Genomic DNA, 18,505 nt, shown 5'->3' on the forward strand with positions numbered 1-18,505 from the left:
GGGCCCCGCCGGAGTGCTCCGGCGGGGCCCTTCTAGGCGGTGCGGCTGCGGCTAGCGCTGGACGGCGCCGAAGCGTTCGGCCGCCAGGGCGACGGCGGCAGCACGTGCCTCCGAGGCCTCATCGGCGGTCAGCGTCCGGTCAGCAGCGCGGAAGCGCAGTGCGAACGCCAGCGACTTATGCCCGGGCTCGATGCCGGAGCCGGCGTAAACGTCGAACAGCGCCACGTCTTCGAGCAGCTCGCCGGCACCTTCACGCAGGGCCTCGCGGACGTGCTCGGCGGGAACATCCTCAGCCACCACAAGCGCCACGTCCTGCGTGGAGATGGGGAAGCTGGAGATCGGCCGCGCCACAATGACGTCCGGCGCGGCATCAAAGAGAGCGTCGACATCCAGCTCAGCAGCAACCGTCCGGGCCGGCATGTCCCGCTCTGCGAGCAGCTTCGGGTGCAGCTCGCCGGCGTAGCCCACGGTTTCACCGCTGCGCAGCGCAATGCGGGCGGTGCGGCCGGGGTGGAAGGCCTGGTGGCTGCCCTGCTCCACCACCAGCTCCACACCCAGGACATCGCCCATCAGCCGGGCGAAGTCGACGGCGTCGGCCCAGTCCCAGGTGCGCGGCGTGTTGCCGGCGCCCGGGGCGGACTCGTGTCCGGCGAGCAGGACACCCACGTGCAGCGGCTGGTCGGGGATGCCGGCGTACAGCTCGTCCAGGACCTCTTCGGACGGCTTGGCCCCCAGCGGCGGGATGCTCTTGGTGCCCAGGTGTTCGCCCGGCAGGAAGACCGTGCCGGATTCAAACAGGGCCAAGTCGCGGAAGCCGCGCGACATGTTGCGCTTGGCCACCTCGAACAGGCCCGGCAGCACCGAGGTGCGCAGGTAGCCGTATTCGGCGCTGAGCGGGTTGGCCAGCTTCAGTGCCTGCACACCGCCCTCCGGCGTACCGAAGGTGTTGTTGTCCGCTTCGGTGACGAACGGGTAGGACAGCACTTCGGTGAGCCCGGCGGCCGCCAGGGACTGCATCAACCGGCGGCGCTGCTGTTGCAGCCGGGTCAGTCCCCGCCCGGGAGGGGCCACGGGCAGGGTGGAAGGAATCTTGTCGTAACCGACCAGCCGGATAATTTCCTCGGTCAGGTCCTCGCGGGTCTCCAGGTCGGGGCGCCAGCTCGGCGGTGTGACCAGGTAACCGGCGTCGGTCTTCTCCACGGAGGCGCCCAGGTCTTCCAGCGTGCCGGTGATCTGGGATTCGGTGAAGTCCAGTCCGATCAAGCGGGACGGGAAGTCCGCCGGCAGCTCGATGCGGCGCGGCGCCGGAGCGGCGCCGACGTCGGTAATGGACTCATCGGCGGTGCCCCCTGCCAGTTCCACCAGCAGGTCCACCGCGCGCTGGGCGGCGACGTCGGCCACGTTCCAGTCCACGCCGCGTTCGAAGCGCTTGGACGCTTCGGAGGGCAGCCGATGACGGCGGCGGGAGCGGGCAATGCTCACTTCCTCGAAGTGCGCAGCCTCGATCAGGACGTTCTGGGTGCTGCCGGACACCTCCGTGGTCGCTCCGCCCATCACACCTGCAATGCCGATGGCACCGGAGCCGTCGGTGATGAGCAGGTCCTCCGGAGATAGCCGGCGCTCCTTCTCATCCAGGGTCTTCAGGGTTTCACCGTCGGCGGCGCGGCGGACCACGATTTCGCCGGTGAGCTTATCCAGATCGTAGAAGTGCAGCGGCTGGCCGAGCTCGAGCATCACGTAGTTGGAAATGTCCACCACCAGGGAGATGGAGCGCATGCCGGCCAGGCGCAGGCGGGAGGACATCCACGGCGGGGTGGGCCGGGACGGATCCACACCGCGCACAGTACGGGCCACGAACCGGTCGCAGCCAGGCTTGCCATATATGGGCGCCTCATCCTGCAGGCGGACGGGGTAGCCCATGCCGTCGGCGATGGGCACGGCGACGGCGGCGGCCGGGTCGGTGAACTTGGTGCCGGTGGCGTGCGCGTATTCGCGTGCGGCGCCGCGGATGGAGAAGACGTAGCCGCGGTCCGGGGTGACGTTGATTTCCGCGGCCTGGTCATACAGGCCCAGCAGCTCCATGGCGTCGGTGCCCACCTCGGGATCAAGCCCCAGGGTGGAAAGAACCAGGATGCCGTCGTGGTCATCACCAATACCCAGTTCACGCACGGAGGCGATCATGCCGGCGGAAACGTGGCCGTAGGTCTTGCGCGGGCTGATCCTGAAGTCTCCGGGCAGCACGGCGCCGGGCAGGGTGACTACAACCTTGTCCCCCACCTTGAAGTTGTGCGCGCCGCAAACGATGCCCTGTACACCGGTAGGCTCAATGCCCTTGCCGGTCAGGCTCTGTTCGGCGCCTTCGGGGACCACGCGGACCGAGCACCAGTTAATGGTCTTGCCGTTGCTCTGGGGCTCGGGCTCCATACTGAGCACCTGGCCCACCACAATGGGACCCTGCAGCTCGTCGGTGGGACGGTGGACGTCCTCTTCCTCCAGGCCAACCTTCACCAGGTCTTCCATGATGTCTTCGGCGGTTGCGTCCGCCGGAACCTGGGCATACTCGCGCAGCCAGGAAAGTGGGATTCTCACTTAGATCTCCATCCCGAAGTGTTCGCTGAAACGTACGTCGCCTTCGATCATTTCGTGCATGTCCGAAACTTCGTTGCGGAACATGAGGGCACGGTCAATGCCCATGCCGAAGGCAAAACCTGAGTAGACCTCGGGATCGATCCCGGCGGCGCGGAGCACGTTGGGGTTGACCATGCCGCAGCCGCCCCACTCGATCCAGCGCGGGCCGCCCTTGGCACCGGGGTGCCAGATGTCCAGCTCGGCGCTGGGCTCGGTGAAGGGGAAGTAGTTCGGCCGCAACCGAACCTTCGCCTCGTCGCCGAACAGCACACGGGTGAAGTGCTCCAGGGTGCCCACCAGATCCGCCATGGTCAGCCCCTTGTCGATGGCCAGGCCCTCGAACTGGTGGAAGACCGGGGTGTGCGTGGCATCGAGCTCGTCGGTGCGGAACACCTTGCCCGGGCACAGCACGTAGATCGGCAGGTCGCGTTCCAGCATGGACCGGACCTGGACCGGCGAGGTGTGCGTGCGCATCACCAGGTGGGCTTCCGGCGGCTCAACGAAGAAGGTGTCCTGCATTTCGCGTGCGGGGTGGTCCGGCTTGAAGTTCAGGGCATCGAAGTTGAACCACTCGGATTCCACCTCGGGGCCTTCGGCGATCTCCCAGCCCATCCCCACAAACACATCCGCCACACGGTCCTGCAGCGTGGAGATGGGGTGGCGGCCGCCGATGCGGCGGCGGCGCGGGGCGGCCGTGACGTCAACGGCCTCTTCCACAAGGATCCGCGCATCACGCTCGGCTTCGAGTTCAACGGTCCGGGCGGCGAGCGCCGCATTGATCCGGCCGCGTGCCGGGCCTACCAGCTTTCCGGCTGCCGCCTTCTGGTCCTTGGGCAGCTTGCCGATGGTCCGGTTGGCGAGGCTGAGCGGAGACTTTTCGCCGGTGACGGCAATACGGACTTCCTTCAGGCCGTCGAGGTCCGCGGCAGCGGCAATGGCGGCGAGCGCCTGCTCGACGGCAGCAGCAATTGCGGCTTCATCCAGCGGATTCGGCGGCTCGGGCAGGGCGCCCTCAGGGGAGGTGTCTGGGGAACCAGTCCCCGGTGTGGAGTTAGACATGTACGGTTCTTACCTGTTTCCGGCCCTAGTTGGGTTCTGGCTTATCATGGCAAGTCTAGTAGACGCCCCCTGCGGGGGCCGTCATGCAACCGGTCCGGGTGCCATTGAGGAGGTCCCGTGTCTGAATCTATGCCGCGTTTTCGACTGCATTCGGCTCGTCCCCGCCGCACCGGACCGCGGAGCAGGGCGCTGCGGGTTCGCCGCTGGGCCAATATCGTGAACCTCTCCACGCCTGCCGGTCTGGCCCTGGCCCGGTTCACCGGCTGCCGGGTACGGCCCGGGCCCAATGGAGTACTGCTCGCCGAAGGATATCCGCTTGCCCTTCCCCGAGCCGCCGCCTTCACGGTTGGCAACGTGATCCTCTACCCCGGGTCCACGGCCCGGCGCATCACCGCGGACAACAGCCCCCTGCTCCGCCACGAGATGCGGCACAGCACGCAGTATGCCCTGCTGGGCCCGTTCTTCCTGCCCCTGTATGCCGCCGCGTCGGTCCTCTCGCGCGCGGCAGCCGGCGATCCGGCGTCGGCGAATCCCTTTGAACGGTTGGCAGGCCTTCATGACGGCGGCTACCGCCCGGAAGGTATCCGGGGCCACAAAGGGTAGCCCGGCATTAGAACGTATGTTCTAATGAGGGAATGAGGTGGCAAGGCCAGGAACTGAACGCTCCAACTACAGCACCGGCGGAGGAACCCGCCCCGCAGCTCCTACCGGCGCGTGCCGATGCGCTGATCCCGCTGCAGGGACTCGTCCGCACAGTCCGCACTCCCGACTTCGCCGGCGTGACCTTCCATGAGGTGGCCGCCAAATCGGTGCTGAACAAGGTGGGCGGCGGCTCCAACATGCCGTTTGAGTGGACGGTGAACCCGTACCGGGGCTGCAGCCACGGGTGCGTATATTGTTTCGCCCGCAAGACCCACACGTACCTGGATCTGGACAGCGGTGCCGATTTCGACAGCCAGCTGGTGGTCAAGGTCAATGCGGCAGAGGTTCTGCGCCGGGAACTTGCCCGCCCGTCCTGGCAGCACCACCACGTGGCAATGGGCACCAACACCGACCCCTATCAGCGGGCCGAGGGCCGCTACAAGCTGATGCCCGGAATTATCCGCGCCCTGGCGGACAGCGGCACCCCCTTCTCCATCCTGACCAAGGGGACCCTGCTGGCGCGCGACATCCCGCTGCTCAAGGAAGCCTCTGCGTCCACGGAAATCGGCATGGGCATCTCGCTGGCACTGGTTGACCCCGCACTGGCCAAGGTGGCCGAACCCGGAACACCCACGCCCCGTGCCCGGTTGGACCTGATTCGGCGCCTCCGCGACGCCGGACTGCCCTGCTCGGTCATGGCCATGCCCATCCTGCCGTGGCTGACGGACGGCGATGAGTCCCTGGACGCACTGTTCTCGGCCCTCGCCGAGGCGGGAGCCACCGGCGTCACCGCCGGAGCCCTGCACCTGCGCCCCGGCGCGCGGGAGTGGTACATGGAGTTCCTGGCACGCCACTACCCGGACCTCACCGCCCGGTACCAACGCCTGTACGGGAAGGGAACCTATGCGTCCCAGGAATACCGGGACTGGCTGGCCGGACGCATCCGCTTCTTTAAGGCCAAGTACGGCTTTACCGGCGGAGCCCGGTTCCTGCGGCCCGCGGCAGCGAAAGCCTCGCCGGCTGCCCCGGCAGGTGTAGCGGCCGCCGACCAGGCCGCCCTGTTCTAGGAACCTAGTCCTGCCGGGCGGCAACTGCATCCAGCAGCGCACCCACGATCGGCAGGTCGGCGGGTATCCACTCCAGTCGGCTCAACGCGCCGCGCTCCAGCTCCACCCACCGCAGCTCATCGTGGTCCTCCAACGGCTCCGGGGACCCGTGCGTAACTTCGGCCAGCCACACCCGCATGGCAGCGTTCCGGTTGAGCTGCCAGCCCTGGACCAGCGGCCCCTCGACTTCCGCACCCAGCCGAACCCGGATACCCAGCTCCTCCGCCAGCTCGCGGTGCAGGGCTTCAGTGCATCCTTCACCGGGTTCGACCTTGCCGCCGGGGAATTCCCACAGTCCGGCAAGGGCGACAGGAGCGCTGCGGCGTGCTGCCAGCAGCAGGGAGGGCGATTCGAGGCGGTCCACCACGGCCGCCCCCACCACCTGCTTGAGGCCCACCTGGTGTTGATCCGGGTGTTCCTGTACTGCGGGGATAACCGTCTGCTGGTCCTGCGCTGGTTTGTTGGCCACGGGAAAAGTCTATGTGCACTCCGGGTCGTTTCCTCCAGGCCCCGCGCGGTTCGGCCCTGCACTAGGCTGGAGGGGACAATGCCGTCCCGGCCTTCGGCCCGTGCGGATCATTTCCCCGGGCCGGCTGCTCCGCAACGCCGCATCCGCAGCTGTACCACGTCGCTGCAGCTGCACTCCACAGCCGCACCCCACTTGAAAGCGAAGCCTTGACCCGCAGCACCTCCGCGCCCATGCCACTGTCCAACCAGCGTTTCTCCGGTTCCCGCCGCACCACTGTTGCCAAGGCCATTACTGCCCTGGCCGTGGGCGGGTTTGCCATCGGCACCACGGAATTCAGCATCATGGGCCTGCTCCAGGAAATGGTCGACGACCTCGGCATTTCCGTACCCTCCGGCGGCCACGTGATTTCCGCCTACGCGCTTGGCGTCGTTGTCGGAGCCCCCGTGCTCGCCGCCCTGGGCGCGCGCATGCCCCGGAAGCTGCTGGTGATGGGGCTGATGGCGTTCTTCGCCCTGAGCAACCTCTCGTCCTTCCTCGCCCCGGACTATTCCTGGCTGCTGTTCACGCGCTTCCTGTCCGGGCTGCCGCACGGCGCCTTCTTTGGTGTGGCCGCGGTCATTGCCGCCTCCTTGGTGGCACCTACCCGCAGGGCGTGGGCCATCTCCATGGTGATGCTGGGGCTGAGCATCGCCAATGTGGTGGGTGTTCCTTTTGCCACCTGGCTGGGCCAGCAGGCCGGTTGGCGTTGGATGTTCGTCCTCGTGGGGGCGCTTGCACTGCTGACAGTGGCACTCGTGGCACGGTTTGTTCCCTACCAGCCCGCCCTGGCGGAAGCCAGCATCAAATCGGAGCTGAGCGCGCTGGGACGGGTTCAGGTCTGGCTGGCACTGCTGGTGGGAACGGTAGGGTTCGGCGGGTTCTTCGCCGTTTACACCTACATTGCACCCACTATGACCGAAGTAGCAGGCATATCGGAGAACGTCCTGCCCGTCGTCGTCGGCCTCTACGGTGTGGGACAGGTGATCGGCAACGTTGCCGGCGGACGGATTGCGGACATCAACGTCATGGGCAGCATTTACGCGGTCCTGGGCGGGACGGTAGTGGTCCTGCTCGCCTACGCGTGGGCGGTGCAGTACGCCGCGACCGCCATGGTGCTGGTGTTCCTGGTCGGCCTGATCGGTTCCATGCTCACCCCGCCGCTGCAGACCCGGCTGCTGGACGTGTCGCCCGGCGCGCAGTCGCTGGCTTCGTCGCTGAACCATGCCGCGTTGAACCTTGCCAACGCGCTGGGCGCCCTGCTGGGCGGCGTCGTCATTGCCTGGGGCTGGGGGTACCGCTCCCCCGCTGTGGTGGGAGCGGTACTCGCCCTGCTTGGTTTGGCAGTTGCCCTGATCAGCGGGGTGCTGGATCGCCGGCCTTCTTCGCCGAAAACACATCCGGCTCCAGGTAAATAGAGCGCGCGATCGGGACCGCTGCACGGATCCGTTCCTCCGCAGCGTTGATGCCGTCGGCAATCTCCTGTCCGGTCTCGCACTTGGGGATGGCGATCTTCGCCGCTACCAGCAGCTCCTCCGGACCCAGGTGCATGGTCTTGAGGTGGATGATGCGGGTGTCGGGGTCGGCCTGGATGGCCTCTTCGATCCGGCGCACATCAGCCTGCGTTGCGGATTCCCCGAGCAGCAGCGACTTGGTCTCCACCGCCAGGACAGCGGCAATGGCCACCAGCAGGATGCCGATCATGGCGGTGCCGAAGGCGTCCCAAACGCCGTTTCCGGTCAAGAGGGTCATGCTGACGCCGAACAGGGCGAAGAGCAGGCCGAGCAGGGCCCCGAAATCCTCGAGCAGGACAACGGGCAGTTCAGGGGCCTTGGCGGTCCGAACGAACTGCACCCACCCCTGCTTGCCGCGGGTGTGGTTGGACTCGCGGACTGCGGTACGGAGGGAGGAGCCCTCCGCGATCATGGCGCCCACAAGCACGGCAAGAGGCACCCACCACCACTGGCCCTCGATCGGGTGCGGGTCCTGGTACTTGTGGTAGGCCTCATACAGCGCGAAGAGTCCGCCGACGCTGAACAGGACAATGGAAACAATGAAAGCGTAAATGTAGCGCTCACGGCCATAGCCGAAGGGGTGCTCCGGGCTGGCCTGGCGCCTGGACCGTTTGCCGCCCAAAAGCAGCAGCACCTGGTTGCCTGAGTCGGCAACGGAGTGGATGGCCTCAGCGAGCATCGATGAGGAGCGCGTTAAGGCGAAAGCAATGAACTTCAAGGCCGCGATGGCCAGATTGGCGCTCAGTGCCGCGACAACCGCCTTATTACCGCCGCTGGCAGACATGTAAAACCCGTTTCTCTTTGGTGTAGTGGACCGGCTCGCCGAAAGCGGCCGTTACCAATACGCTACATCCGCCGCAGGGGCCGTACGTGCCGCAGGCCGGCAGTCAGCCGTTCATCCGGAGGTAGGCCGCCCGCAGGGTGTCATCAAAAAAGGACCTTTGTGCCGCGACCACATTGCGGAAGTGGCCAAACAGCTCAAAGTTGACCAGCCCGAAGAGCTGGCTCCAGACGGCTACCCCGGCAGGCAGCTGCCGGGGGTCGGCTCCGATGCCCTCGGCCAGGGCAACGAGTCCCGGATCCAGCAGGTCGAGCCCGTTGGCTCCGGCTTGGCCGCTTGCCGGCGGCAGCAGCCGCAGGAGCGCCACCGGCACCCGGGCGGCCTGTTCCACCGTGGATTCGGGCGCGTGGTAATCCGGAACCGGTGAGCCGTAGATCAGCGCATATCGGTGGGGTTGGGCCAGTGCCCAGTCCCGCACTGCGTGGCAGACGGCCATAAACCCCTTCTCGCCTGGCGCCGCATTCGATGCAGCGCGTTCGGCGGCGTCGCCCAGGTCCGAATAGGCGCGAAGGATAAGCGCTGTGAGCAGTTCGTCTGCGCTGGCGAAGTAACGGTAGATGGCAGACGAAGCCATCCCCTGGCCGCGGGCGATGGCCCGGAGGGAAAGATTTGCCGGACCGCCCTCGGCCAGCTGTTGTTCAGCGGCGTCGAGGATACGGGCGGTATGCAGCCGCCGGGCCATGGCCCGGGGCCCCTCCCCCGATTGGGGCGAAGTGGAACTCGTCATCCACTCATCCTGCCTCAAGTAATCAGTGCACACAATTGTGAGCAGTGCTCTTGTTTTTGACTGCATGGCGGTCTAGCGTCGAGCCGGTAAGCAACACGCACTGACCAACAGACTGGAAAAGGACGAAACATGGCGGTATCACTCATCATTGGCGCTGGCGCCGTCGGCCGGGCCTTGGCCGCCCATCTCACCGAACGGGACCAGCGCGTCCTGGTGGGCACCCGTTCCGGAACCGAGGTGCCAGGCACCGAGGCCGTGCGCCTGCAGGCGTCGGACGCCGAAGCCCTCACGCGGGCAGCGCGCGGCGTGGAAGCGCTGTACGTTTGCAGCAATCCGCCTTACCCAGCCTGGGAGCGCGAGTGGCCACCCATCACTGCGGCCGTCATTTCCGCGGCGGAGGCCACCGGCGCCCGGGTCGTCCTGATGGGAAACCTCTACGCTTACGGCCGCGCGCACATGCCCATGCGGGAAGACAGTCCGCTGAATCCGGCCGACCGGAAGGGTGAAGTGCGCCGGCGCATGTGGGAGGAACTGCTGGCGGCGCATACGGCAGGACGCATCCAGGCAACGGAGGTGCGGGCCAGCGACTACTTCGGGCCGGGCGCCGGTGCCAACGCCCATCTGGGTCCGCGTTTCCTCAAGCCGCTGGCGGCTTCGAAAACTGCCTGGGTAGTGGGGAATCCGTCGCTGGCGCATAGCTGGGCTTATCTGCCGGACATCGCGGCAACGCTGGCCGCTGCGTCAGCTGACGGCGCGTCCGGGACCGCCTGGCATGTTCCGCATTCCTCGCACCTGGACCGGCTCACCATTGCGCGCCGGGTCAACGAACTGCTGGGTTCCGCGGGCAGGGTACGCACCTATCCCGCCGCGCTGTTCCGAATCGGCGGGAAGTTCCTGCCCGAAGTACGGGAGATCAGTGCTTCGTCCTATCAGTTCACGTCGTCGTTCACTGCAGATTCCGCCCGGACCGAAGCAGCCCTGGGCGTTCGGGCTACGCCCTTTGACGTTGCGTTGGAGTCGACGCTGCGCAATTCGGCGGGGTTGAAGATCCGCTAACTGCGGGGTGTGCGCTGCGGCAGCGACGGCGGCAGCCGGTCCTACCGGTTCTGGGCGCGGGCGGAGGCGTACAGGCAAACAGTCGCCGCTGTGCCCACGTTCAGGCTCTCGGCGCTGCCGTACAGAGGGACCGCCACACGGTGGTGGGCGGCGGCAAGTTCGGCGTCGGAAAGCCCCTGGGCCTCGTTGCCGAACAGCCAGGCGGTAGGAGCCTCCAGCTGCGGCAGGCCGGCGTCGTCGTTGTGGCGGTCAGCGGCAGGAGCAAGCCTGCGCACCGCACTGAGGTCCTGCAGGCGGTCGAGGTTCACGCTGCCGTAGCCGTCGGCCGCGAGGACCGTCACTCCGGCTGTGCCCAGGGCCTCGATGACGGCGCCGAAGTCGGCTCCGGTGACCACCGGCAGGTGGAACAAGGACCCTGCCGTGGAGCGAACGGCTTTGGGGTTGTAGATGTCCACGCTGGAAGCGGTCAGCACCACCGCGTCGGCGCCGGCGGAATCAGCGGCGCGCAGCACGGTCCCGGCGTTGCCGGGGTCCCGGACCTCGCACAGGACGGCCACCAGTTTTGCTCCGCCGGCCAGGACATCCTGGAGGCGCGCTGTGGACATGTTGCAGACGGCGACGACGCCCTGCGGGGACACGGTGTCTGCCATAGCAGCCAGGACTTCGTCGGTGGCCAGGCGCAACGTCAGGCCGCGGGCCAGATCAGCCAGCTCGGGCAGCCGGTCCAGGCACGCCTGGGTGGCATAAACCTCGTGCACGACGGCGGAGCCGCCGTTGGCCGCGGCCGCTCGGTGTGCGCTCAGCGCCTCCCGGACGGCCTGCGGCCCCTCGGCCAGGAAACGGCCGGATTTTAAGCGCGAAGAGCGCCCGGCAAGTCTCGCAACATCACGGACCCGATCAGCTCGGGGGTTGGACATCAGCGGTGCCTGCGGGCGCCCTTCAAGGTTCATCGTCTTTTAGAGACCGATTCCCTTAGCCCTGGAACTTCTGGCGGGATTCTCCGCCAGCGGGTTCCAGACCGGCAGCCTTGGCTGCTTCAACGGAATCGAACCAGTACTCAGCAACAGTCTGCTCGTACCAGGTGGAACCGGGCACGTGGTACTTGCCCGAGCCCAGGTTGCCCTTGATAACGAAACCTTCGGGGGCGTCGCCCTCGGAAGCCTTGAAGCCACCCTTGGCGGTGGCAACGGCAGCAGCCGGCTTGGTGTCAGCAACGGGAGCAGCCTTGGCGGCCGGAGCAGCCTGGACAGCCGGAGCGGAGGTGTCGGACGGCAGGGCATCCTTGGCGATCTGGACCAGTGCGGCGAACGCAGCGGCGTCGTTGACGGCCAGTTCGGCCAGCATGCGGCGGTCAACCTGGATCTCGGCCAGCTTGAGGCCCTGGATCAGGCGGTTGTAGGTCAGGCCGTTGGCGCGGGAAGCAGCGTTGATGCGCTGGATCCAGAGGCGGCGGAAATCGCCCTTGCGCTTGCGGCGGTCACCGTAGCTGTACACAAACGAGTGCAGCAGCTGCTCTTTGGCCTTACGGACCAGGCGCGAACGCTGTCCGCGGTAACCCTTGGCGCGCTCGAGAATAACCCGACGCTTCTTGTGGGCGTTAAGCGCCCGCTTCACACGTGCCACGTGCGTACTCCTTTTGGTAAATCTCCCCGACTTGGTAAGTCACTGCGCCTGGAAGGCCCAGGAGCGGGGAAAGCTTTGATGGGTGAGACCGGCCCGGACGGGACGGCCATCAGGGAATTAGTTAGATGCCCAGCATCTTCTTGATGACCTTGGCGTCTGCCGGTGCCACGAGCTTGTCGTTGGCCAGGCGGCGCGTCAGCGTGGAGGGCTTGTGCTCCAGGTAGTGGCGGCGGTTAGCCTGCTGGCGCTTGAGCTTGCCGGTACCGGTCAGCTTGAAGCGCTTCTTGGCGCCACTGTGGGTCTTCATCTTCGGCATGTCTACCGATCTCCTTTAGGTTTCCGCGGGCAGGCCCGCGGGGCTTCAGGCACCCGTTGGGTGCCAGGGCATTGTTACTGGACGCCGGGGCGTCGCAGTGCAGTGGAACTACTCTGCGGTTCCGGGCTTGGGCTGGCCGGACGTTCCCCGAGGGGTGGACGGCTTGCCGGCAGGCTTCGGTGCCGCGGCCGGCTTGGGCCGGGCAGCGGGCTTGGGTGCAGCAGTCGGCTTCGGAACCGCGGCCGGCTTGGGTGCAGACACCGGCTTCGGTGCTGCGGCCGGTGCGGCTGCCTCGGCAGGCTTGGCAGGCTGAGCCGGTGCGGCAGGCGCAGCGGCCGGCTTGCTGGCTGCAGCCACACGGCGTGCTTCGGTTGCGGCCTTTTCAGCAGCCGCAGCCTTGGCCCGCTTTGCGGCCTGTTCCTTCTCTGCCTGTTCCTGCTCTGCACGGGCCTTATCGGCTTCGGCAGCGGAGGAACCCAAACGCAGGCCGTCCGGCAGCAGATCCGCCAGGCTCTGCGTCATGGGAGCCTTGTCCGCCGAGGTATCCACCCGAGCAGGTGCCTCGCCGTTCTTGATCGCCTCGTTAGCAGCCTTGGCATCTGCCCGCTGCGTTGCGCGGCGGGCTTCGGCCTTGGCCTCAGCCTTGTTCTTCAGCGGACCGATGACCATCACCATGTTGCGGCCGTCGATGCGCGGCGTGGACTCAACCACACCCACCTCGGCTACATCCTCAGCGAACTTGTTCAGCAGCCGCATACCCATTTCAGGACGCTGCTGCTCACGGCCGCGGAACTGGATCATGGCCTTGACCTTGTCCCCGGCGGCGAGGAAGCGCATGGCGTGGCCGCGCTTGGTCTCGTAGTCGTGGGTGTCGATCTTCAGGCGGAAGCGGATTTCCTTCAGAACGGTGTTCGTCTGGTTCTTCCGTGCTTCACGTGCCTTGACGGCGGCTTCGTACTTGTACTTGCCGAAGTCCATTAGTTTGCACACCGGCGGCTTCGCCTGCGGTGCTACCTCAACAAGATCCAGGTCCGACTCAGCAGCCAGTCGAAGCGCGTCCTCAATACGGACAACTCCTACCTGCTCACCTGCCGGACCTACCAGCCGCACCTCAGGGACGCGGATTCGATCATTGATTCTTGGCTCGCTAATGTTGCAGCTCCTGTGTTCTTCAAAACGGCTACCGCCTGCAAATGAAGAAGGCCTCCAATTGCAAGCGCAATCGAAGGCCCGTGAGGGGTCGGCATCAACTGCCCGTAGGCAGTTAGCTCCCGGCAGTGCTGGCAGGCGCGGAATATTCGTGCTGCTGGCCCGCCGGGGCCGACCTGAACCCGGCAACTCTGCCGCCACAATGGCAGTCAGGCTGACGCGGGTGGGAGGGGTCTCCGCTTGCATACCGGTGACGCCGCCTTCAGGAGGAAAGTGTGATTTTCATCCTGCCCGCAAGGGGCATTGAAAGTAACGACAACCAGTCGGTCTGTGACAAGCTTACCAGTATGAGTACCCCACAGAGCAATCCGGCAGGCGAGGCAACCCGCCACTCCTTCCCGGGAACACCCGCAGAGACCGAATCCGCCGCTGCAGCGCAGCAGGAAGTCGCCGAGCAGATGCGCGACATTGCCGAGGTGCCGGCCATCGAGGTCATCACCACCGCTGCCGTCCACCTGATGAGCGCCGCCGCCGTTAAGTGCGGCCTGGCTGAAGGCGACGACGCCGAAGAGCTGAAGGACCTGGACGAAGCACGCAAGCTGATCACCGCCCTGGCCGGCTTCGTTACCGCCGCAGCCCCCGAGATCGGCAGCCAGCACGCCGGGCCGTTGCGCGACGGCCTGCGTTCGCTGCAGCTGGCTTTCCGGGAAGCATCCGTCATTCAGGACGCCCCCGGCAAGGGTCCGGGCGAGAAGTTCACCGGCCCCGTCAGCTAGAGGCCCGGCTACCGCTACAGACCCGGAGCGCCTGCCCCTGCGGCAGGCGCTCCGGGTCTTTTTGTCTTCGCTAGAGGGCGGCCGGCCGGCGAACGAGCCGGCGAACCGAGAGCGTCACCAGGACAAGCACCCCGGCCGCGCCGCCCGCCATCAGGAAACCGGCCCACGGACCGATCACGTCGATGGCCAGTCCGGCCACCGGGGCGCCCAGTGCGGTTCCGGCGGTCATCGCCGAACCGTACCAGCCCATGGCTTCCCCTCGACGGTCCTCGGACACCAGGTCCGCGACCCGTTCGGATGCCGAGGACAGCACGGGCGCGCAGAGCAACCCGGCCGGAATGGAGAGCAATGCGAGGCTGAGGGTGCCGGTCGCCAACCCCATCGGCATGGTCAGCACCGCCATGGCCAGCAGGAGCACCATGGGTGAAATCCGCTTGTTCATGGCGCCGTACACGACGCCGCCCACGGCCGAGGCAGCGCACCAGGCCACAAACACAATGCCGACCTCGGACGGGTTGCCGCCGGCTTCCACGAGGGCCACAATCCCGACGTCGGTGCTGGAGAGCAGCAGCCCGGCACCCACGGCGACGGCGAACACCACGGCCACACTGGCGGTTAGCCAGCCGAAGTTGCCGGCCAGTCCCCTGCCCAGCCGGGTCAGGAGGTTCTGCGGTCCGCCGGGGAGGCCGGCTCCGGTGAGCTCCATGGGAGCGTCCTGCACATTTGCGGGTGCGACGTTGATGACGGCGGAGGCCGCGGCCTCCTGCTCGTCGACGGCGGTCACGGCGTCCTTCGGTTCGGCAGTCCGCGTTGGCGGGTTGAACCAGATGAGCAGGAGTCCGGATACCGCAGCGGACAGACCTACCGCGGTGAGGCCCACCACGGAGGAGATCTGTGTGGCGATGACGGCTCCGAGGGCAGGACCCACCATAAAGACGAGCTCGGTGGCAATTGAATCCAGGGCGAAGGCTGTGCGCCGCTGCTCGCCGGTGGCCAGCACGCCCAGGGACTGCCGCACCACGCTGAAGACCGGCAGGGTAAAGACGCCGCCGATCAGCGCGAGTACCAGCAGCCATTCGAAACTGGCGTGCGGCGCGATGCTCCAGATGGTTGCCTCGGCGATCACTGACGGGATCAGCGCCCGGCGCAGCCCCACGGTATCCACGCGTCGCCCGCGCCACGGCGCACCCACGGCAATGCCGATGGTCACCACCGCGGCCACCGCGCCGGCTGCCGCGTAGCCCTTGTCCATGGTGTTCACCACGTGCAGCGTCAGCAGCACGCCTGCGGCGGAATGCGGGAACCTCGCCACCATTCCCACCAGCAAAAGTCGGCGGATGGGGGCAATCCGCAGCATCTCGCGGTACAGGCCAAAATTCACGGCGGTTCTCTTCTGGCGGGCTACGCCTGACGGGTCAGCGCGTGGTCAACAGATCCAGTGAATCCACACGCTCAACAAACTCGGGGTTGGCAGTCAGGCGCTCCTGCAGGACTGCCATCAGGGCAGAGACGTCCTGCGGACCAAGTCCGGGCGCAAGCTGAACGACCATTGTAAGCTCAGGACCGGCGCCTCCCCCGCCCACCGGCTCACCGGCGGCTGTACGTGACGCGGTGCCCTGGCCCTGCTGGAGGGTAATGCCCAGGATCCGCGGGTCCGCTTCCGCGGCGGCCCGGGCAAAGTCCACCAGTTCCGCGTCGGCGTAGGAGGGCACCCATTCCCGCTGCTGGGCCAGCGCCCACATGGCCGGCCGGCGCACCACAAAAGTGAAATCGGCGCCGGGATCGATGACCAGCAGCTGCGCGTCCTCGGAAACGGCGGACAGTGCGGCGCGTGGTGTGTAAACGGCCACGGGCCGTGCTTCCGGATGCCACTTTTCCAGGGCGTCCACCGAGGTGAACACCGGCAGCGCCTTCCGCCCGTCCGGCGCCGTCAGCGACACGAGCGCCATGTCCGCCTGTTTGTCGGCAGTCAGGCCGTGGTTGGATTCGGCTTCCTCCCCCAGCACGGCGACGATGGGCACGAACACGCGGGCGGTGGCCAGGGCGGCCACAACCTCCGATTCGCTGCCGGTCCCGGCAACGAGGCGCGCGACGGCGGCGACGTAGCCGGCGTCGGCCCGACCGTCGTCGCTGTCAAAGTTATGCAGCGGATTCCCGTCGCCGGTCAGGTCCCGTCCGGACCAGGACCGGCCGGCTGAGTCCGCGGGACCGCCGGCTCCTGCCAGGGCGGCGGCAATGTGGCCCGGGAGTTCGCGCGATGCCATGGTCAGCGGGCCGGGTGTCCGGCGACGTCGAAGGCCTGGGGCAGCGTGAAGGCGCCGGCATAGAGGGCCTTGCCCACAATGGTTCCTTCCAGCCCCAGCGGAACCAGCTCGCGCAGGGCGGCGAGGTCGTCCAGGCTGGAAATTCCGCCGGAAGCCACCACCGGACGGTCGGTGCGTTTGAGCACTTCCCGCAGCAGGTCCACGTTCGGTCCGCGCAGGGTGCCGTCCTTGGTGACATCGGTGACTACGTAGCGGGGGCAACCGGCCTCTTCGAGCCGGGCGAGCACCTCCCACAGGTCGCCGCCCTCCTTGGTCCAGCCGCGGGCCGCCAGGGTGGTTCCGCGCACGTCCAGGCCCACGGCGATTGCCTGCCCGTAGCGGGCAATCGCGCTGGCGGTCCATTCCGGGTTCTCCAGTGCCGCAGTGCCCAGGTTCACGCGTTCTGCGCCGAGCTCCAACGCCTTGTCCAGCGACTCGTCGTCACGGATGCCGCCGGAAAGCTCCACTTTGATATCGAGGGACTTCACCACGCGGCTGAGCAGGTCAAGGTTCGAGCCGCGGCCAAACGCGGCGTCCAGGTCCACCAGGTGGACCCACTCGGCGCCGTCGTTCTGCCAGGCCAGGGCCGCCTCCAGCGGATCGCCGTAGCTGGTCTCGCTGCCGGCTTCACCCTGGACCAGGCGCACGGCCTGTCCGTCGGCCACATCCACGGCGGGCAGCAGTTCTAGGACGGGTGTTTCGCTGAAGGGCATCTCTTGTGCTTTCGGTGGTGGGGTCAGGAAAGGTCGAGGGTCAGCAGGTAGGCGCCCAGCAGGGCCATTCCGGCCAGGACCCAGAAGCTGATGACAATGATTTTGGACATGCCCTGGCTGCGGAAAGACACCGCGCCGCCAATGAGGAGACCGGCCAGGCCCATCAGAAGAATGCTCCACATAGCGCTCAGCCCAGCGTCTTCAGCCAGTTGTTCAGCAGTGCTGCGCCGGCGTCGCCGGACTTCTCCGGGTGGAACTGGGTAGCCGACAACGCACCGTTCTCCACCGCGGCAATAAACGGGCCGCCGTGGTCCGCCCAGGTGACCTGGGGCGGGCGCATGGCCGGCTGGGTGACGTCGAAGTCCCACTTCTGCACGCCGTAGCTGTGCACGAAGTAGAACCGCTCGTCCTCGATACCGTCGAAGAGGGCCGAACCCGCCGGGGGCTTTACGGTGTTCCAGCCCATGTGCGGCACGACGTCGGCCGCGAGCCGTTCAACCACGCCGGGCCACTCGCCCATCCCCTTGGTCCGGACCCCGTGCTCCACGCCCTCATCAAAGAGCACCTGCAGGCCTACGCAGATACCCAGCACCGGGCGGCCGCCGGCCACGCGGCGGCCGATCATGCGGAGGGCATCCACGTCCTTGAGGCCCTGCATCACGGCGGCGAACGCGCCGACGCCGGGGACCACGAGCCCGTCGGCGTTCAGGACGTCATCCGGCTTGGCGCTAAGCGTGACGTTGGCGCCGGCGTGCTCAAGGGCGCGCACGGCGGAGCGGATGTTGCCGGAACCGTAGTCCAGGACGGTGACGTTGCGGGGACTCACAGTGCTCCCTTCGTGGAGGGGATGCCCTCAACGCGCGGATCGGATTCAACCGCTGCGCGCAGGGCGCGGGCGAAGGCCTTGAACTGGGCCTCGACAATGTGGTGCGGATCCCGTCCGGACAGCACGCGCATGTGCAGGCAGATCTGCGCGTGGAGCGTGATCGCTTCGAAGACATGCCGCGTCAGGGATCCGGTGAAATGCCCGCCGATCAGGTGGTATTCCTGCCCCGCGGGCTCCCCGGAGTGCACCAGGTAGGGGCGGCCGGAGATATCGACGACCGCCTGCGCCAGTGCTTCGTCCAGCGGAACGGTGGCTTCGCCGAAACGGCGGATGCCGGCCTTGGTGCCGAGCGCGGTCTTCAGCGCCTCGCCGATGCTGATGGCGATGTCCTCTACCGTGTGGTGGACATCGATGTGGGTGTCCCCCGTGGCCCGGACGGTGAGGTCCATCAGTGAGTGCTTGGCCAGCGCGGTCAGCATGTGGTCGTAGAACGGCACCGAGGTGCTGATATCCGCGCGGCCCGTGCCGTCCAGATCAAGTTCGACGACGACGGACGATTCGCTGGTGGTCCGCTCAAGGCGGGCGGTGCGTCCGGTGGCGGTCTCCACAGTCATGAGGTTCCTTCGCGAAGGTTGGAGCCGAAGCAATAGGCAAAGCCCCGGCAGGTCATCAGTTTAGTCCCGAAGCGGGCAACACCCGGAACTGGAACCGGGAGCCGGGA

At 67.0% G+C, this 18,505-nt stretch carries 20 protein-coding genes; 5 read left to right on the forward strand and 15 right to left on the reverse strand.

The features are described 5' to 3' along the window. Positions 1–51: 51 nt before the first annotated feature. Positions 52–2,589, reverse strand: coding sequence for a phenylalanine--tRNA ligase subunit beta (pheT, locus tag LOC57_RS14110; RefSeq protein WP_229960519.1), 2,538 nt, complete (start codon positions 2,587–2,589; stop codon positions 52–54). Beyond that, positions 2,590–3,687: a phenylalanine--tRNA ligase subunit alpha gene (gene pheS, locus LOC57_RS14115; protein ID WP_227927261.1), complete on the reverse strand. Its 1,098-nt coding sequence runs from the start codon at positions 3,685–3,687 to the stop codon at positions 2,590–2,592. Positions 3,688–3,804: 117 nt separating this feature from the next. On the opposite strand from pheS, the gene LOC57_RS14120 reads away from it, so the two are divergent. Together LOC57_RS14120 and LOC57_RS14125 are read left to right on the forward strand one after the other, a co-directional pair. Then, a complete protein-coding gene (locus LOC57_RS14120) occupies positions 3,805–4,290 on the forward strand; it encodes a hypothetical protein (RefSeq protein WP_229960522.1) in 486 nt (161 codons plus the stop codon). 32 nt (positions 4,291–4,322) lie between these two features. Next, positions 4,323–5,396 carry an Rv2578c family radical SAM protein gene (locus LOC57_RS14125; protein ID WP_229960524.1) on the forward strand — a complete coding sequence of 358 codons (1,074 nt, stop codon included), beginning with the start codon at positions 4,323–4,325 and terminating at the stop codon, positions 5,394–5,396. 4 nt (positions 5,397–5,400) lie between these two features. Here the strand turns inward: LOC57_RS14125 and LOC57_RS14130 are convergent, their stop codons facing one another. Then, positions 5,401–5,832 (reverse strand): (deoxy)nucleoside triphosphate pyrophosphohydrolase, encoded by a 432-nt coding sequence (locus LOC57_RS14130; protein WP_331460680.1) that lies wholly within the window; start codon positions 5,830–5,832, stop codon positions 5,401–5,403. A gap of 302 nt (positions 5,833–6,134) precedes the next feature. Between LOC57_RS14130 and LOC57_RS14135 the strand changes: the two genes are divergently transcribed. After that, entirely contained in the window at positions 6,135–7,358 is a 1,224-nt protein-coding gene (locus tag LOC57_RS14135) for an MFS transporter (RefSeq protein ID WP_227914069.1), read from the forward strand. On the opposite strand, the gene LOC57_RS14140 is transcribed toward LOC57_RS14135, so the two are convergent. Beyond that, the gene (locus LOC57_RS14140) at positions 7,297–8,238 is read right to left on the reverse strand and encodes a cation diffusion facilitator family transporter (protein WP_227914038.1); all 942 of its coding nucleotides are present in this window, start codon (positions 8,236–8,238) and stop codon (positions 7,297–7,299) included. The genes LOC57_RS14135 and LOC57_RS14140 overlap by 62 nt on opposite strands. Before the next feature lie 103 nt (positions 8,239–8,341). Next, positions 8,342–9,022, reverse strand: coding sequence for a TetR/AcrR family transcriptional regulator (locus LOC57_RS14145; protein ID WP_227914037.1), 681 nt, complete (start codon positions 9,020–9,022; stop codon positions 8,342–8,344). A gap of 129 nt (positions 9,023–9,151) precedes the next feature. On the opposite strand from LOC57_RS14145, the gene LOC57_RS14150 reads away from it, so the two are divergent. After that, the gene (locus tag LOC57_RS14150) at positions 9,152–10,078 is read left to right on the forward strand and encodes an NAD-dependent epimerase/dehydratase family protein (protein WP_229960526.1); all 927 of its coding nucleotides are present in this window, start codon (positions 9,152–9,154) and stop codon (positions 10,076–10,078) included. A gap of 41 nt (positions 10,079–10,119) precedes the next feature. Here the strand turns inward: LOC57_RS14150 and LOC57_RS14155 are convergent, their stop codons facing one another. From LOC57_RS14155 to infC, 4 genes are all read right to left on the reverse strand, one after another. Beyond that, entirely contained in the window at positions 10,120–11,028 is a 909-nt protein-coding gene (locus LOC57_RS14155; protein ID WP_229960528.1) for a TrmH family RNA methyltransferase, read from the reverse strand. A gap of 22 nt (positions 11,029–11,050) precedes the next feature. Next, positions 11,051–11,701, reverse strand: a complete 651-nt coding sequence (gene rplT, locus LOC57_RS14160; RefSeq protein WP_227914034.1) for a 50S ribosomal protein L20, sunset domain variant — start codon at positions 11,699–11,701, stop codon at positions 11,051–11,053. A gap of 121 nt (positions 11,702–11,822) precedes the next feature. After that, on the reverse strand, positions 11,823–12,017 hold the full coding sequence (gene rpmI, locus LOC57_RS14165) for a 50S ribosomal protein L35 (protein WP_146363238.1): 195 nt from the start codon (positions 12,015–12,017) through the stop codon (positions 11,823–11,825). A 108-nt stretch (positions 12,018–12,125) separates the two neighbouring features. Then, positions 12,126–13,127 carry a translation initiation factor IF-3 gene (infC, locus tag LOC57_RS14170; protein ID WP_229960529.1) on the reverse strand — a complete coding sequence of 334 codons (1,002 nt, stop codon included), beginning with the start codon at positions 13,125–13,127 and terminating at the stop codon, positions 12,126–12,128. Between the two features lie 386 nt (positions 13,128–13,513). Between infC and LOC57_RS14175 the strand changes: the two genes are divergently transcribed. After that, complete coding sequence (locus tag LOC57_RS14175; protein WP_227914033.1) at positions 13,514–13,942, forward strand: DUF1844 domain-containing protein; 429 nt, start codon at positions 13,514–13,516, stop codon at positions 13,940–13,942. 70 nt (positions 13,943–14,012) lie between these two features. Here the strand turns inward: LOC57_RS14175 and LOC57_RS14180 are convergent, their stop codons facing one another. From LOC57_RS14180 to hisB, 6 genes are read right to left on the reverse strand one after another with little or no spacing between them, the layout of a single operon-like run. Further along, positions 14,013–15,323, reverse strand: coding sequence for an MFS transporter (locus LOC57_RS14180; protein WP_227927268.1), 1,311 nt, complete (start codon positions 15,321–15,323; stop codon positions 14,013–14,015). A 34-nt stretch (positions 15,324–15,357) separates the two neighbouring features. Continuing rightward, complete coding sequence (locus tag LOC57_RS14185; protein WP_229960532.1) at positions 15,358–16,206, reverse strand: SseB family protein; 849 nt, start codon at positions 16,204–16,206, stop codon at positions 15,358–15,360. A gap of 2 nt (positions 16,207–16,208) precedes the next feature. Further along, on the reverse strand, positions 16,209–16,958 hold the full coding sequence (priA, locus tag LOC57_RS14190) for a bifunctional 1-(5-phosphoribosyl)-5-((5-phosphoribosylamino)methylideneamino)imidazole-4-carboxamide isomerase/phosphoribosylanthranilate isomerase PriA (protein WP_227914030.1): 750 nt from the start codon (positions 16,956–16,958) through the stop codon (positions 16,209–16,211). A gap of 23 nt (positions 16,959–16,981) precedes the next feature. Then, positions 16,982–17,140 carry a hypothetical protein gene (locus tag LOC57_RS14195; RefSeq protein ID WP_227914029.1) on the reverse strand — a complete coding sequence of 53 codons (159 nt, stop codon included), beginning with the start codon at positions 17,138–17,140 and terminating at the stop codon, positions 16,982–16,984. Between the two features lie 5 nt (positions 17,141–17,145). Then, a complete protein-coding gene (gene hisH, locus LOC57_RS14200; protein WP_227914028.1) occupies positions 17,146–17,784 on the reverse strand; it encodes an imidazole glycerol phosphate synthase subunit HisH in 639 nt (212 codons plus the stop codon). Next, positions 17,781–18,398, reverse strand: a complete 618-nt coding sequence (gene hisB / locus LOC57_RS14205) for an imidazoleglycerol-phosphate dehydratase HisB (protein ID WP_227914027.1) — start codon at positions 18,396–18,398, stop codon at positions 17,781–17,783. The genes hisH and hisB overlap by 4 nt, the downstream gene beginning before the upstream one ends. Positions 18,399–18,505: the final 107 nt, after the last annotated feature.

The organism is Arthrobacter sp. zg-Y750, from assembly GCF_020907365.1.
Lineage (GTDB): Bacteria > Actinomycetota > Actinomycetes > Actinomycetales > Micrococcaceae > Arthrobacter_B.

Bases quoted from the DNA above. Each gene is read 5' to 3' on its own strand.
- pheS (WP_227927261.1), bottom strand. From the start codon at position 3,687: ATGTCTAACTCCACACCGGGGACTGGTTCCCCAGACACCTCCCCTGAG.
- LOC57_RS14125 (WP_229960524.1), top strand. From the start codon at position 4,323: ATGAGGTGGCAAGGCCAGGAACTGAACGCTCCAACTACAGCACCGGCG.
- LOC57_RS14135 (WP_227914069.1), top strand. From the start codon at position 6,135: ATGCCACTGTCCAACCAGCGTTTCTCCGGTTCCCGCCGCACCACTGTT.
- LOC57_RS14140 (WP_227914038.1), bottom strand. From the start codon at position 8,238: ATGTCTGCCAGCGGCGGTAATAAGGCGGTTGTCGCGGCACTGAGCGCC.
- LOC57_RS14145 (WP_227914037.1), bottom strand. From the start codon at position 9,022: ATGACGAGTTCCACTTCGCCCCAATCGGGGGAGGGGCCCCGGGCCATG.
- LOC57_RS14150 (WP_229960526.1), top strand. From the start codon at position 9,152: ATGGCGGTATCACTCATCATTGGCGCTGGCGCCGTCGGCCGGGCCTTG.
- LOC57_RS14155 (WP_229960528.1), bottom strand. From the start codon at position 11,028: ATGAACCTTGAAGGGCGCCCGCAGGCACCGCTGATGTCCAACCCCCGA.
- rpmI (WP_146363238.1), bottom strand. From the start codon at position 12,017: ATGCCGAAGATGAAGACCCACAGTGGCGCCAAGAAGCGCTTCAAGCTG.
- LOC57_RS14175 (WP_227914033.1), top strand. From the start codon at position 13,514: ATGAGTACCCCACAGAGCAATCCGGCAGGCGAGGCAACCCGCCACTCC.
- LOC57_RS14185 (WP_229960532.1), bottom strand. From the start codon at position 16,206: ATGGCATCGCGCGAACTCCCGGGCCACATTGCCGCCGCCCTGGCAGGA.
- priA (WP_227914030.1), bottom strand. From the start codon at position 16,958: ATGCCCTTCAGCGAAACACCCGTCCTAGAACTGCTGCCCGCCGTGGAT.
- LOC57_RS14195 (WP_227914029.1), bottom strand. From the start codon at position 17,140: ATGTGGAGCATTCTTCTGATGGGCCTGGCCGGTCTCCTCATTGGCGGC.
- hisB (WP_227914027.1), bottom strand. From the start codon at position 18,398: ATGACTGTGGAGACCGCCACCGGACGCACCGCCCGCCTTGAGCGGACC.